The following is a 14453-nucleotide window of genomic DNA, read 5'->3' on the forward strand; positions in this document are numbered from 1 at the left end:
TCGCCCGTCTCGACATCCCAGATCCGCGCCCTGTCGCTACCGGCTGTGGCGAGGCGGGCCCCATCAGGACTGAACGCGACACCCTGGACCGAACCACTATGTCCGGTGAGGGTGCGCAGGTTCTCGCCCGTCTCGACATCCCAGATCCGCGCCCTGCCGTCGCTACCGGCTGTGGCGAGGCGGGCCCCATCAAGACTGAACGCGACACCCCGGACCGGGCCACTATGTCCGGTGAGGGTGTGCAGGTTCTCGCCCGTCTCGACATCCCAGATCCGCGCACTACCGTCGCTACCGGCTGTGGCGAGGCGGGCCCCATCAGGACTGAACGCGACACCCCGGACCGAACCGCCGTGTCTGGTGAGTGACCGGAGTCGGGTCCGGACGGGCGGCGGCGGGGTTGGTAGGTCGTCGCCGCTGTGGACGTGACGGAGTTGGTTGGTGTTCACGCCGGTCAGGTCGGTGTTGTCCAAGCGGCAGCGGCGGAGGAACGCACCGGTCAGGTCGGCATTGCGCAAGTTTCCGTTGACGATTGTGGTCTCATGCAGCACGGCTCGTTCGAGACGGGCGGTCTCAAGTCGCGTGTGGGTGAGGTTGACGTGGTCCCAGCGGGTTTCGCGCAGATCTGCTCCAGCCAGGGTGGCGGCGGTGAACACCAGCGGGTTGGCCTTCGTGCCGATGAACTGCCAGCCCCGTAGCCGGGCACCGCTGAGATCGCAGCCGGCCAGCGTGGGGTGTGGTCGGTCGTGTGCTCTGGCGTAAAGCGCGTACCGGAGCCACAGCTCACTGGCTCCTGCCAAGTACGGCGTACGCCATCGGTTCAGGGTTGCCCGGAGTGCCTCTTGATCGTCGTCGTCGGCGATCAACTGGCCCAGGAAGTCCAATGTCTCCACCGACGGGATGGGAAGGCACCAGTCTTCACGGCGGTCATCGCGTATCGCGTCACACAGGTATTGGGCGAGGAAGTACTCGTGGATGGAGCTGTGTGCGAACTGAAAGTCGGGGCGGTCAGGCCCGCTGTGGTCGTTGCGCACCACGAACGTGGCGGTGCGCAGATCCTCCTCGAGTTGATCGCGGGAGGTGTTCCCGTAGCGCCTGCCGAGCACGGGATCCGTGGCGAGCTGTTCGTCGAGCCAGTCGTCCAAGTCTGCGCTGTCGACCCGCCGGTCACCACGCCTCCACGACCACGCGGCCAGCCGGGCCATCAAGGTGAGCTTGTGATCGGCACGCAGGCGGTGCTTGCCGAGGTCTCGTTCGAGCCAATCGCGCAGAACCTGCCTATAGATCGTGGCCGAGTGCACCGGCCGTTGCCGCGAGAGGCGGTCTTCGATGAACGGGATCTGTGCGGCGACCTTGGTCAGCGTGTACGGGCGCGTGGCCAAGTCGGACAGGTCGTGCACCGCGCCCAGCATGTCCATCACCTGCGCGACGTCCTGGTCCGACAGCGCCTTGTCCAGGTATCCGCGGATCTGTAAGTCGTTCAACGGCAACAACATCAGCGCGACGTAGTCCTCGGCGGTTGCGAGATCACGGTCGTGCTCGAGGAAATGCCTGGACTGTTCCCGGAGCGACCGGAAATAGTGAGTCCGGCAGGACAGCAGCACCTTGGTGTCCGCTCCGGCGAACGGGGCGTAGGCCGTGCCCTTGCTCTTCACTCGGATCGGGCGGAGCTTGAGCAACTCGTGGGTAAAGGCGGCACCTTGCGCGGCGTCGAGCCGGACAAGGACCTCGTCCAAACCATCGATGATGAACAGGGTGGGTACTGTCTTGGCCCGTGCGATGACCTCCTCCCCTGACGGAAGCCGCGTGTTGCCTGCTGCCCAACCGTGGTTGATGCACTCGGTCAGAATGGCGGGAAGGGGCGGCACCATGTTGTGCAGGTTTCCGAGACGCCGGAGGTCGAAGTACAGCGGTTCGGGGCGTAATGGTGCCGGCTGGGCTTGCAGCCGTTCGGTCAGCTCCTGGCAGGTGATGGTCTTGCCGGTGCCGTACTCGCCCAGCAGCGCGGCAAGTGGAGCGCTGTCCGGATCACGTGCCCACTCCACGAGGTACGCCACGACGTCCTCGACCCGTCGCTCTTGGTCGTACGCACCGTCGGCCGTGTTCGGATCCATGCCTCCGGGACGGCCGTGCAGGTCGAAGAACTGGTCCCCGCATGTCTCCTTGAGCATGAGCCGGTCTTTCGTGCCCATGTCCAGTGGCTTCGCGCTTACACGGTCGAGCTGGCGGTAGATGTGCTCGACGAGACCATTCACCCACTTGTCCCGGGCCGGGTTCCTCAGCCCATTGAACGGGACAGCCTGAGACCCACTGGGATAGATAGCCTTGGTCTCGAAGCCACCCGCCCGTGAGCTCGTCGGCCGAAGCAGGACCGGCATCACCGTCGGGCCGAAGGAACCGCTGTAGGCACGCAGCGTCTCGCCGAGCGCGGGCTGTGTGTACCAAGCGTTGCTCACCGCGACCACCACCAGTTCGCTGCCCGCCACCTCCATGCGGAATCGCGTTTCCCGATCGTCACCGGTCAGCACGTCCTTATCGGACCGCCACACGGCGATTCCGTGCTGCTCACCGCCCAAAGTCTCGAACAGCAGGTCCCACAGGGGTCCGGCTGTGGCGTCGTCCACCGGGGCGTTGCACAACACAAGCCGTCTCGGCCCGAGCACAGTCGCCTTCCGGTCCTCGATGAGCACGTCACGAACCGCCTCGTGCTCACGCAGAGGTGCGCCGGCCACGTCGTCACGCTCAGCCCAGAAGCTCAGCGTCCGGCCCCGCACGCCTGACTTCTTCGCACCGTGGACCTGCACTTGGAGATCCACAACCCCGTCCGCTGAGGCAGCGTTCACCTGTTTGACCAAGCGCTCCAACGCTTTCGTCGCGGCCGCCGACGTCCGCTGGGCAAACAGCAGACGCTGCACCTGCTCCACAGTCAACTCGTCCGCCGTCCCCATCGCGTCCAGCAGCACGCTCATCGCCGTGCGGTCGACCGCACTCAAGGGGACCCTGAGCAACCGGGCGCGAGCCGTTGCGGGAGGTATCCGTCGCATGGGCGGGATCACCGCTGCCTTTCGTCGCGCATCGCGTAGCGGGCGAGCACCCGATGCAGCTCGGCCACAAGGCCGTTCACCCACGCGTCCCGCGCCGACATCCCGCGCGCGTCGCTGAACGGTCGTTCATAGCCGTAGATTTGCTTGCTCTTCAACCCACGCCAGTCCGCCTGCTTACTGACCTGGCGGAGCAGCAACGGAACCACACGCTTACCGGGGACGTCGACGAGCGCGGGCAGTTCCACGCCGGTTATATACTCGCTGCCCAGGAAGGCGTTGCTCAAAGCGACAACTCCGATCTCAGCCGCCAACAACGCGCCGTGAATCCGGTGGTCCCAGTCCTCACCGACAAGGATTGCATCATCGGGTCGCCAGAGCTGGAATTCGTACACCCGGTCGATGACCAACGCCTCGGCCAGCAGGTCCCATAAGCGCAGAACCAGCGCCTCGTCACGCCCTGCGAAGCTCAGGAACACTCGGACCAGCGGTTTACCCGAGGTCTCCCCCTCAAGGAGCATCTCGGCGTTGTCGGTGTTCATGCTTGCCTCCCGCGGCCCGCTTGTCGGGATGTGTCGCAATACTGTCTGATTAACCAAGGATAGTACACGGGGCGGGGTTCGGAGGAGCGAGCGCTACTTGGCTCGGATTTCACGAGACCGGTTCACCGCAGCCAGCAGGTGCCGCTGCTCGTGCTTGAGACGAAGGAAGGCCTCGCGCACGCAGGTAGCGAACGGAGCGCCGGGGTGGACGATGAGGGCCCGCTCGTGCACGCCTTCGGCCTCTGCCGCCAATACGATCTCCACAGCGGCCACGTGGGCGCAGAAGTCGCGCAGAGCCTGCGGAAGCTCAGGCTCGATCAGGAGGTCGGCATGATCGACGATCAGGTCACGCATCTTCAGGTTGACCGGCTGTAACGCCTGGCTTCTCCACCGCCGCCAGTCGCTGTCAGCACTCGAAGGCCTTCGATTCGCCTTGCCAGGCAGCCCCGAATCGCGCAGAGCCTCCCAGACGCGCTCGTTGACCTCCACAAGCGCGTTGAGAGGCCCATACAACTCCCGAAGCTGGCTATTCACCCTTGCCAGCCGAGCCTGACGCCGCTCTTGCCGGATCTGAGCACGCTGGTTGAGAACAAACACGAGAACCGCGACCAGCACGCTCGCGCTCGCGGTGATCACTGCTGTCGGCACAAGCACAGCTTGCCGCACTCGTCGATCGGATCATCAACGACGTATCCAAGACAGGTGGGGTCTGATCACTTGCGAACGTCCGCTCATGCCGTCGAGCGGGGACGTTCGTCGAACTTCCGCTCATGCCGATGGGCGGACGTGCGGCGCCACCGTCGGCTGGTTCCGTAACGACCGCACGATGGCAGCTTCAGGTCGTTCGCGCCCCGTCGAGGTTCGAGCGGACGATCTGGGTTGTGGGGTGGTCGGGGCCCAGCACCCGCTCGCTGTCGGCGAGGGTGGCCTCATGCAGCGGGATCGCCCGGCCCAGATCACCCGCCGACTCGCAGGCGTAGGCCAGGTTGATGCGCGAGGCCAGTGTGTGGGGGTGGTCGGGGCCCAGCACCCGCTCGCTGTCGGCGAGGGTGGCCTCGTACAGCGGGATCGCCCGCGCAAGATCACCCGCCGACCGAAAGGCGCCGGCTAGGTTGATGCGCGAGGCCAGTGTGTGGGGGTGGTCGGGGCCCAGCACCCGCTCGCTGTCGGCGAGGGTGGCCTCGAACAGCGGGATCGCCCGGCCCAGATCACCCGCCGACTCGTAGGCGCTCGCCAGGTTGTTGCGCGAGGCCAGTGTGTCGGGGTGGTCGGGCCCCAGCACCCGCTCCCGATCAACGAGGGTGCCCTCGAACAGCGGGATCGCCCGCGCAAGATCACCCGCCGCCTCGTAGGCGTAGGCCAGGTTGTTGCGCGAGAGCAGTGTGTGGGGGTGGTCGGGGCCGTTGAGGCGTTGGTAACTGTCGCTGGCGCGGGTGTAGTAGGCGATGGCGGTGCCGACATCGCCCTGCTCTGCGAGGTAGCTGCCCAGCTTGTTGAGCAGTCGGCCGGTCTGCGTGGTGTCGGTGTCGGGCGTGGTGTGTTCCAGCAGAGCCCTCGCATGGGGCAGGACCATCCGATAGGCAGGCCAATCCGCAGGAACGCGTGGGTCAAGATCGGTGAGGTCGGCCGCTAGAAAGGTCACGGTGCCGTCGCGGGCGGTGGCGATGTCGGCGGGGCGGCGGTGTGGGTCGGTGGGGTCGGGTGTGCGGGTGACTGCCTGAACCAGGCGGTGCACGGCGACGGTGTCTCCGGTGAGGGTGATCATGCTGTAAGTGGCCAGGCGGCCCAGCGCCTCGGACAGCTCTGGTTCCTCGATTGAACCGGCCAGCAGGTCCCGGGGGATCCCGTCCGGGGCGTACCAGGCCAGCTGCCGCAGCACCCGGCCTGCGGCCGGGGTGTCGGTCAGGCGGTCGAGGGTGACGTGCCAGACCCTCGCCATCGTCCGCTGCGCGTCACCGCCCTCCGCCGTTGCGGTGAACATCCGCGCCGGAAACCGTGCCAGCAAATCGAGATAGGCGGCAGGGCTGGTCCGAGTCTGGGCCAGGTAGGCGCCGGCTTGTTCGATCGCCAGCGGCAGCCACCCCAGTTCGCTACACAACTGGTCGGCACCGGTCAGGTCCGCGTCCGGCCACTCCGACCGCGCGATCTGGGCCAGCAACCGCACCGCTTCGTCGTCGGCGAGGACGTCCAGCGGCACTGTCTCCACCGTCCGCCATCCCGAGCGCTGACGGCTGGTGATGACCACCGTGCCCGTCCGCACGCGCCCCAGCAAACCCTCGACATCCCGCGGGCTGGTCACGTTGTCCAGCAACAGCAGCCAATTCTCGTGGGTGGCCAGCCACCGCACAGCCAGCTCCACCCGCTGCTGCGACGGCAGCACCGCCGTCTCCGGCGTCAGCGCGGTGGTCAATTCGCTCAAGCCTGTCTCGATCGCCGCCGGTGAATCCGCGGTCACCCACCACACCAGCGGAAACCGGTCGGCGTGCAGCTCGGCGAACCGGGCGGCCAGGGTGCTCTTGCCTACCCCGCCCAAACCGTGCACCGCCACAACCACCGCGCGACTACCTGACGCGGCCACTCCGGCTTCCAATCGGGCCAACTCCTGCACCCTGCCCACGAACAAGTCCGGCTCCGCAGGGATACGACCTATACCCGGTACAGTCGGGAGCGACTCCATCACAGGCATTCCAAACGCGGGATGACCTGCCTCCGCGCCGAGGTTCTGAGGGGTCTCGTCGAGACGGGGCTGGCGGGGTGGCTCTTGCTGGCCGGTATCAGCCGGATTGGTTTGCAGTGCCGTGATGATTCCGGTAACGAAGCGCTTGACCTGGCCGTAGACCACGTCGCCGGGAGCAACGGGTTTGCAGATGTCGATATGGTTCGCGTCCACCGGAATTGGTGTCTGGCCCGGGATGGCGGGGTCGGCCGAGCCCGCGTCGACCACCTGCACACCCTTGGTGCGCTGGGTCTCGTAGAAAATCTTGTGCTCGATATCCGTTTCCGGGTGCACGGCCCAGTTGCGGTACTTGGTGTTGAGCTGCCGAAGATGCGCGCTATTGCGTTCCAGGGCGTCGACCGCCGGAGTCTTGCGGTAGACGACGCCCAGCGCCTTGACGACGGCCTTGGTAACGATGTCGGACCCGGTATGCGGGGTGGCCAGGAACACCACCCCTCGCGTGGTGGTGGCAAACTCGGTGTAGTCGGCCCGGCCATCGGCCGCGTGCAACAGCATCTCTTTCACCACCAAGCCGCCCATGCTGTGGGTGACGAAACACAGCGGACGCTGCCCGATCCCGCGACTCTCCAGCAGGGCTAGCAGATTGATCGCCCGATCCTGAATCGGCATCGCATGACCCAACCAGCGGCTCGACGCCGCGTCATACCCCAACGACCAGACTGCCAATCCCTCGATGTCCCGCCCGAGCCATTCTGGCCAGAACGAACCTTTCCGCTTCGCCGACCAGCTCTTATAGGCGTCACCGTCAAGGCCATGCACGAAAACGACGTCCAACACCCGGGGCCCGTCTGCACTAACCTCGACGAGTTCGGTCACCGCTTGCCCCCACATCGAATTCGTGCCGCCCACAGCGACCTTGGCTTGGTGAACTGTCGCTTGCTGCTGCGGCCGCGTTACATGCCCAATCACCGTACGTAAACATCCGCTCATGCCGCGAGGCGCGCGTTCCGAGCGAGGCGCACAACGTAATTGGGAGGCAGGACGGGTTGGGCTGCGCGACACTTCCTGGGTGATCATGATGCAGCCTGTCTTGGAGGTCCACGCGACAGATGGCTTTGCCCTCTGGCCTGTCGGTGAGGTCGAATCGTTCGGCTATCTGGCGCTCAGCGGCGAACTCACGCCCCTTGAGGTCGGGACAGCGGTGATGCGCATCGCAGGCTGCAACGACATCGACCCTGAGCACGACGGCCGCCCGCCCCGCCCCGCCGACCCGTTGGGGTCGTTCCTGCACGGCCTGCTCACCTTCGACACGCTCTTCGCGGCTGGTGGCTTTCGGGTGACAGACAGTGTCACGGGCGTGGCGTTTCTGCCGGGCTGCTGTAACGGTCTGGAGGATTGGCGCGAGTGGCACGCGGTCCTCGAGGGCAACGGACAAGTCGGGTTCGGGCACGATCCCGATCCTTGCGCCGAACGCCACGGCGAGACTGTCCGGCTGACCGTCGACGCCAAGCTGAACGACAGTCCGGTGATCGAGTTGCCTGACGCTGATTTACGGCGTCTCCTCGCTGGAGCCGAGCACGATCTTGTCGGCTTCCTCGCGCTGGCAGCCGTCTGGGCCGACCAGAACCTGCCCCGCCACGCCGTCCCCGTCATCGCAGCCCTCGCCCGCGCACTGGACCTCCCAATACCCGCCGACGTGTCGGCCAGGAACCTCGAAGCGCACACCGACACCCCTTGACTTGAAGCCGAGATATCGAGTTACGCAAGGCCGCTTCGGGAATCTGCGGTCAGAGCCACCGAATCCCTTGATTGCGATCACGAGTCGAACTCGTAGTTTCATCATCTGATTTGAGGCAGCCTGATCAGCAGCTATCGTGCGGTCGTGACCGGCACCGGACAACTACCTCTGCTCTTCCTCGACGTCGACGGGCCGCTCATCCCCTTCGGCGCCCCTCCAGAGCGGTACCCGACCTACCGGTCCCACCTCGACTCAACCGCGGCCGGTTCGAACCCGCTCCTGGCCAGGGTCAATCCCGCTCACGGGCCTCGGCTGGCCGCGTTACCCTGCGATCTGGTCTGGGCCACGACGTGGACCTCCGACGCCAACGAGTGCCTCTCGCCGCGACTTGGCCTTCCGCCGTTGCCGGTGGTGGACTGGCCGGAGCCATCCGGCCTCGACGAGCAGGACGAGCGCGACGGACTGCACTGGAAAACCCGAGCCCTCGTCAACTGGGCTGCGGGACGCCCGTTCGCCTGGGTCGACGACGAGATCACCGACGTAGACCGACACTGGGTGCACACCTGCCATGAGGCATCAGCTCTACTGCACCGCGTCGACCCACGACCGGGCCTCACCGAGGCCGACTACACCGACCTCGGTGAGTGGCTACGGCTACACAGAGCCTGACGAACGCCACCACACCACGCATCTTGCCCCGCCCGAAGAGCCAGACTGAATGCGACAACCATTGCCAGTCCGCCGACGTCGTACTCATGCCGCGAAGCGGTCGATGCACTGCAACCTGTCGCGAGGTACGCCGACGAGCGAGTGTTGTCGGGTCATCTCGACGCGCGACTGGTCCGACTACCGGTACCACCGCACCGCAGCGTGCACGTGCAGGCGTTGGTTGACCAGCGGACGCCGGATATCGGCCGCTTCGGTGATCGCGGCCAGCGCCCCACTTCTGCGGCGCTGTCGGCGATCCGACGACTGGCAACTTGGTGATCCCACGATGGTGGCAGGCGACAGGTGGCGGCTCGGCATCGTCTGCGGCGCGGGACCAGCGGGCTCCGGTTTCGATGGTGCCCGACTCCGCGTGCTGGAGCGCTAAGCCTCTATCGTTGTGAACGCTCCTCGGCGGGCTCCCCATGGGCGCTGTCTCCGACGTCGTTTTCGTTGTCACACTCGCCACGGCCCTGCCCGCCTCCGCCGTCCTCGTACCGGCAGAACCCACGCCCCAGGCACAACATCCACCGACGAACACGCGTCGATCGAATACGCGTCCATACCAGTAACCGGGTGGGCGTTCCTGGATTTCGCGCGTACGGTGGATGGTGGTGATGGGCTTACGCAAGCTGAGCCCTGGTGGACATGAGTACCTCACGAACTCGGTCGCGTGCGCTGATCGCGACCGCGAGCTCGAACCCGGCGAGCTGTTAAGTGATTACTACCTCTCCCGTGGATACCCGGCAGGCGAATGGTTCGGCGCTGGAGCAGACCAATTAGGACTGTCCGGCGAGGTCACTGCTGCGCAGATGAACGCACTGTTCGGCGAGGGCCGACATCCACACGCTGACGCCATCGAGAACGAGAAGATCGCCGACGGCGCCACAGCGGAGGAGGCGCTGCGGGCGACGCGACTGGGGCGCCGATTCCCGCAGTACTCCACACTCGACCACATGCGGAGCCATGTCTCGCAGGCGTACAAAGACTACAACCACGAAAACGGCCGTCCGGTCGGTGCGCCGATTCCCGCGGCGAAGCGCGCCGAGTTGCGCTACGCCGTCCAGGTCGCGACGTTCACTAAGGCACACGATGGCGTCGGACCCGAGAGCGAGAAGGAACTGCAGAAGTGGCTTGCTGAGCAGAAGCGCAGCCTGAAGACCGCGGTGTCTGGTTTCGAGATGGTGTTCGCACCAGACAAATCCGTGTCACTCGCGTGGGCCAACGCCAATCCGATCGAACGCGACCTGATCGCCGGCATCGTGCGCCAGGCGGTAAGAGACACACTGTCCTATGTGGAACGCAAGACTGCGTTCACCCGCCGCGGCAACATGGGCGAAGCACAGGTGGACGTCAACGGCATCACCGCTGCGCTGTTCGAGCACTGGGACAGCCGCGCCTCGGACCCACACCTGCATATCCACGCGTTGATCTCCTCCAAGGTACAGCGCAGCGACGACGGAGAGTGGACCGCGCTGGACGGGCGAACTATTCTGGCCGCCACCGTCACCGCGAGCGAATACTTCGACAGCCGCGTGCGCGACCTCTTTCGTGAGCAGGGTGCCTCATGGACACAGCGCGGAGCACACGGCGTCGACATGACGCGACCAGTCTGGCAACTCGCCGGAATACCCGTGTCGCTGGTGAAGGCGTTCTCCCAGCGGCACAGGCAGTTCGAGGCAGCACGCGCAAAGCGGATCGTGGAGTTCACCAAGACACACGGCCGTGAACCCAAACCGAAAGAGATCTTCGCGATTGACCGGGCCGCCCAGTACGACAACCGTCCCGGGAAACTCCCTCCCCGGACTCTAGCGGAACATCTGCGCGTCTGGCGAGAACACGCGATCACCATCGTCCCGCCGACCATACTGGACGTCCTCGGGCGGCGAGCGTTCCTCACCGGCACCAAAGAACACGCCCCGGTTGACATCGCCAAGCTGGCCAGTACCACCCGTCAGGTCGTTTCCGACCACTACAGTCACTTCTCGTGGTGGAACCTCGCAGCTGAGGCGCACCGCCAGTCCGCGCGTCTCGTGGTGCCTACCGACAAACGCGAGCAGCTCATCGACGACGTGGTCGCCGCGGTACTGGCAGAGCCGGACACGCTCGCACTGACCGGACCCGTCGCGGTCACAGAACCGGTGTCATTGCGCCGCCGCGACGGCGAATCGGTCTTCGTCGAGTATCGCTCTCCGCGCTACACCACCACCGCGACGCTCGCCGCCGAGGGCGACCTGGTCGCCTGGGCACGCCGCAGCGGTGGTCACCGGCTGCGCACCAGCACCGTCGAGAAGGCACTTGAGGGCCAGAAACTCAACGTCGGGCAACGGCGGATGGTGACCGAGTTCGCCCGCTCCGGCCGCCGTCTGCAACTCGCGTTGGCCCCGGCGGGAGCTGGGAAGACCACTGCCATGACGGTTCTCGCGACGGCGTGGCGTCGTACTGGTCATCGCGTGTACGCCTTCGGTCCATCCGCGCGCGCTGCGCAGGAGCTCGGCGCCTCGATCGGCGCCAGACCGCACACCCTGCACCAACTGACCACAGCACAACGCTTGGGATTCGTCGATCGCGCGTTCCCGATGGACGCCGGCGACCTGGTCATCATCGACGAGGCGGCCATGGCCGGCACCCACACGCTGCACGCGGTCGTCAAGTACGCGCTGCACAGGGGCGCGGACGTCCGGTTGATCGGTGATGACGCGCAGCTCGCCGCGGTCGAAGCAGGAGGCGCGATCCGGCTGGTCGCGCATGACGTCGGCGCCGTGCGGTTCCGAGAGATCGTCCGTTTCCAGGGTGAGGACCGCCTCGATCAAGCAGCGGCGTCACTGCTGATCCGCAACGCCAATCCGAAAGGGCTCGAGTACTACGTCGAAAGCGGCCGGGTACTCGACGGCTCGCTGGAGACCATGCGCGACGCCGCCCACGCCAACTGGCGGGCCGACCTCGACCGCGGCGTGCAGTCGCTACTGATCGTCCCGACGAACGAAGATACCGTCGCGCTCAACACCGCAGCACGTGAAGTTCGGCTCAAGCGCGGTGACATCGTCCGCGGCCGCGAGGTCGAACTGCACGACACCACCACCGCCGGAGTAGGCGACTGGGTCGTCACCCGCCACAACCAGCGCCTGCTGAGCTTGTTCGGTGGCCAAGACTTCGTGAAGAACGGCGACGTGTGGACCGTGAAGTACGTACGAAACGACGGGCGCATCACGGTCACCCACCGATCGCACAAGGGGACGATCACCCTCCCCGCAGCCTATGTGAAAGCCCATGTCGAACTCGCCTACGCGGCGACCGTGAACCGCGTGCAGGGCATGACCAGTACCGGAAACGCCCACCTGCTGGTGCCTCCGACCATGACCCGCGAGCAGTTCTACCCCGGCATCACCCGCGCCATGCGGCAGAACTTCATGTACGTGATCACGGTTCATCACGTGATCGATCAACACCAAGAGACTCCCGAGGCGCAAACCCCAAAAGCTGTGCTCACCGGCGTCCTGAACCATTCCGGTGCCGAGATCTCGGCCACCGAAACGTTGCGTGAGGCGCAGGACGTCGCGGTCTCGCTGGGCACACTCGTGCTGCGCTACAACTACACCGCTACCTATCGCGACGAGGAGCGCTTCCGCGCGGTACTCGCCCGGCACGCTCCGATGACCGTCGATCTGGACAGCGAACCCGCCCTGATCCAGACTCTGCGCAACGCCCACGACCTCGGCTGGCAACCCGATCCCTTGGTGCGCGAGGCGGTATGTAGTGGCCCACTGCACAAGGTCGATGACCCTGGCGCTGTTCTTCAGAAACGCATTGCCATGCGGGTCGAACGGCTGGCGCCACCGAAACCGACGACGCCAGCTGCAGCCGAAGACGTCGCGCGGTGGCGCGTCATCATCGACGCAATCGCTCCCCACGTGGCTGTCGAGGAGCCGCAATGGGGCAAGGTCTGGCAGCGCGCCGCCGGTGCTCTGGCGGCCGGGTTCGACGCGGACGCGGCACTCACGATGGTTGCTCATCGGCTTGCAGGGCGCCCTTCGGGCCCAGATCCAATGTCCGACGACCGTTACGCCGATGCGATTCTGGGTACCGAGCTCGAGCGCCGCGCTGGCCTCGGCCAAGTACATCAGCCCGCCGTGCCATGGCTCGCGCGACCCGATTTCGCCTTCGTCCGCCACGTTCCAGGCCACGCCCAGTACCTCACCGAGACGAACGCGGCGATCGCGTCCCGCGTCGACGAGCTACGCGCCGCCGCAATCCGTACATCACCGGCCTGGGCAGCGCAGCTCGGACCACGCCCGGACAACCCGATCGCCGCAGAAGAGTGGGATGACCTCGTGGGGCTCGTTGCGGGATACCGAGAAACCTTCCGCATCACTGGCGGCGACCCCAGCGAGCCGCTCGGACCTGCCCCCGGTAGCCACGGTGCCCGCGCTCACGCGTGGCACACGCTGACCTCCCGATGGGACGCCCTGACTCAAGGAACAACAACCGCGGCTCCCGGCGAGCCCGTTCTCCCTGAGACTGAATCCGCCGAGCAGGAGGAGGCCGTCACCGAGTTCGGCTCCGTCGAGAGCAGTTACGTGACCGAGACGATCGACGTCCTGGTGCGTAAGTACGACACGCACGCTCGCGATGGCGACGAGGATCGATACCTGGACATCCTCGCCCGCTACGTCCCGGGCGCGATTAACGCCGGCGCCGAACCGGCCGTGCTCGCCGCTCTGTCCCGCGCCCAGGATCTCGGCTGGCAGGCCGAGCGCCTGGTCCGCGCCGTCGCAGATCAGACGGGTTTCGGCTGGGCGGATGATCCGGCCGCCGTGCTCGCGAAGCGCGTCTCGGCACACGTCGCCACCCACGACCCACCCGCGGTGATCGGTGTTCCGGACGACGATCAGGTCGGGCGGTGGCGGTCCATCGTCGCCAAGCACCTTCCAGAGGCGGGCGTCGACGGGGAGACGTGGGGGATCGTGTGGCGCCACGCAGCTGGCGGCCGAATCCGTGGACTCGACGCCGACACCGCACTGGCCGACGCCGCAGCACAACTTGTTGCGACCGCACCGGTGACTGGCGAGATTACTCCACGCCTAGCAGGGGAAGCACTGGTCGCCGAGCTCGCGGCGCAGTTCGACTCAGGTAGCGGGCACCATCTCCCACTGCCCTGGCAAGCCATAGCGGATCACGGTCATACCAGTGAACCTGCCAGCCGGATCGAGCGACTCGACGCGCTCAACGCGGAGATCACCGAACGCGTCCACCAGCTCCGAGAACAAGTGCTTAGTCAGCGCCCCTCGTGGGCCGAGCACATCGGTCAGCGACCCACCGATCTGGCTGCTGCCGAGCGCTGGGACTTCGCCGTCGGCCTGGCTGCCGCTTACCGGGAGAACTTCCATGTCACGAGCAACAACCCGCACGCGCCCCTGGGATCTGAACCTGGCCATCCGGGTGCCAAGGCCCAGTCCTGGAACACCATCACCAACACATGGAGGAACATCATGGCTGTACCGCACGATCCGGAAGACCAGCAGTCCAACGCATTGCTCAGCGTCGAAGCCGCACGAGACACACGCGACGGCGCCGAGACAGCGGTACTCAGCGACAGCGTCGCAGCTGAGCGAAACCAACTCGACGACGAGCAGAACCAGCACCACGACGAGAACATGGATACGACCGATGCCGAAGCCGCTGATCTACGAAACGGCCTAGGCTTCTGACAGGTTGTAGTCTCAAGGTCGCGGGCCCGGCGCGCTCCCTCCCCC

General features: G+C 66.0%; 7 protein-coding genes. 3 read left to right on the forward strand and 4 right to left on the reverse strand.

What is annotated here, in order from left to right; translation table 11 throughout:
- The 4 genes from ACZ5IK_RS40730 to ACZ5IK_RS40745 all read right to left on the reverse strand — a co-directional run.
- A partial coding sequence (locus ACZ5IK_RS40730; protein WP_465492589.1) for an NACHT and WD40 repeat domain-containing protein occupies positions 1–2990 on the reverse strand: 2990 nt, incomplete at its 3' end.
- Positions 2991–3049: 59 nt separating this feature from the next.
- The gene (locus ACZ5IK_RS40735; protein ID WP_465492590.1) at positions 3050–3580 is read right to left on the reverse strand and encodes a toll/interleukin-1 receptor domain-containing protein; all 531 of its coding nucleotides are present in this window, start codon (positions 3578–3580) and stop codon (positions 3050–3052) included.
- 93 nt (positions 3581–3673) lie between these two features.
- Complete coding sequence (locus ACZ5IK_RS40740; protein ID WP_465492591.1) at positions 3674–4228, reverse strand: hypothetical protein; 555 nt, start codon at positions 4226–4228, stop codon at positions 3674–3676.
- Between the two features lie 187 nt (positions 4229–4415).
- The gene (locus tag ACZ5IK_RS40745; protein ID WP_465492592.1) at positions 4416–7133 is read right to left on the reverse strand and encodes an alpha/beta hydrolase; all 2718 of its coding nucleotides are present in this window, start codon (positions 7131–7133) and stop codon (positions 4416–4418) included.
- A 199-nt stretch (positions 7134–7332) separates the two neighbouring features.
- Between ACZ5IK_RS40745 and ACZ5IK_RS40750 the strand changes: the two genes are divergently transcribed.
- From ACZ5IK_RS40750 to mobF, 3 genes are all read left to right on the forward strand, one after another.
- Complete coding sequence (locus ACZ5IK_RS40750) at positions 7333–7995, forward strand: hypothetical protein (protein ID WP_465492645.1); 663 nt, start codon at positions 7333–7335, stop codon at positions 7993–7995.
- Positions 7996–8139: 144 nt separating this feature from the next.
- A complete protein-coding gene (locus ACZ5IK_RS40755) occupies positions 8140–8664 on the forward strand; it encodes an HAD domain-containing protein (protein ID WP_465492593.1) in 525 nt (174 codons plus the stop codon).
- 644 nt (positions 8665–9308) lie between these two features.
- On the forward strand, positions 9309–14408 hold the full coding sequence (mobF, locus tag ACZ5IK_RS40760; protein WP_465492594.1) for a MobF family relaxase: 5100 nt from the start codon (positions 9309–9311) through the stop codon (positions 14406–14408).
- Positions 14409–14453: the final 45 nt, after the last annotated feature.

The sequence above is a fragment of the Amycolatopsis sp. NPDC031561 genome, assembly GCF_055580625.1.

What these genes read in the sequence shown, in the direction of transcription:
- mobF (WP_465492594.1), top strand. Translation starts at nt 9,309, where the DNA reads ATGGTGGTGATGGGCTTACGCAAGCTGAGCCCTGGTGGACATGAGTAC.
- ACZ5IK_RS40750 (WP_465492645.1), top strand. Translation starts at nt 7,333, where the DNA reads ATGATGCAGCCTGTCTTGGAGGTCCACGCGACAGATGGCTTTGCCCTC.
- ACZ5IK_RS40735 (WP_465492590.1), bottom strand. Translation starts at nt 3,580, where the DNA reads ATGAACACCGACAACGCCGAGATGCTCCTTGAGGGGGAGACCTCGGGT.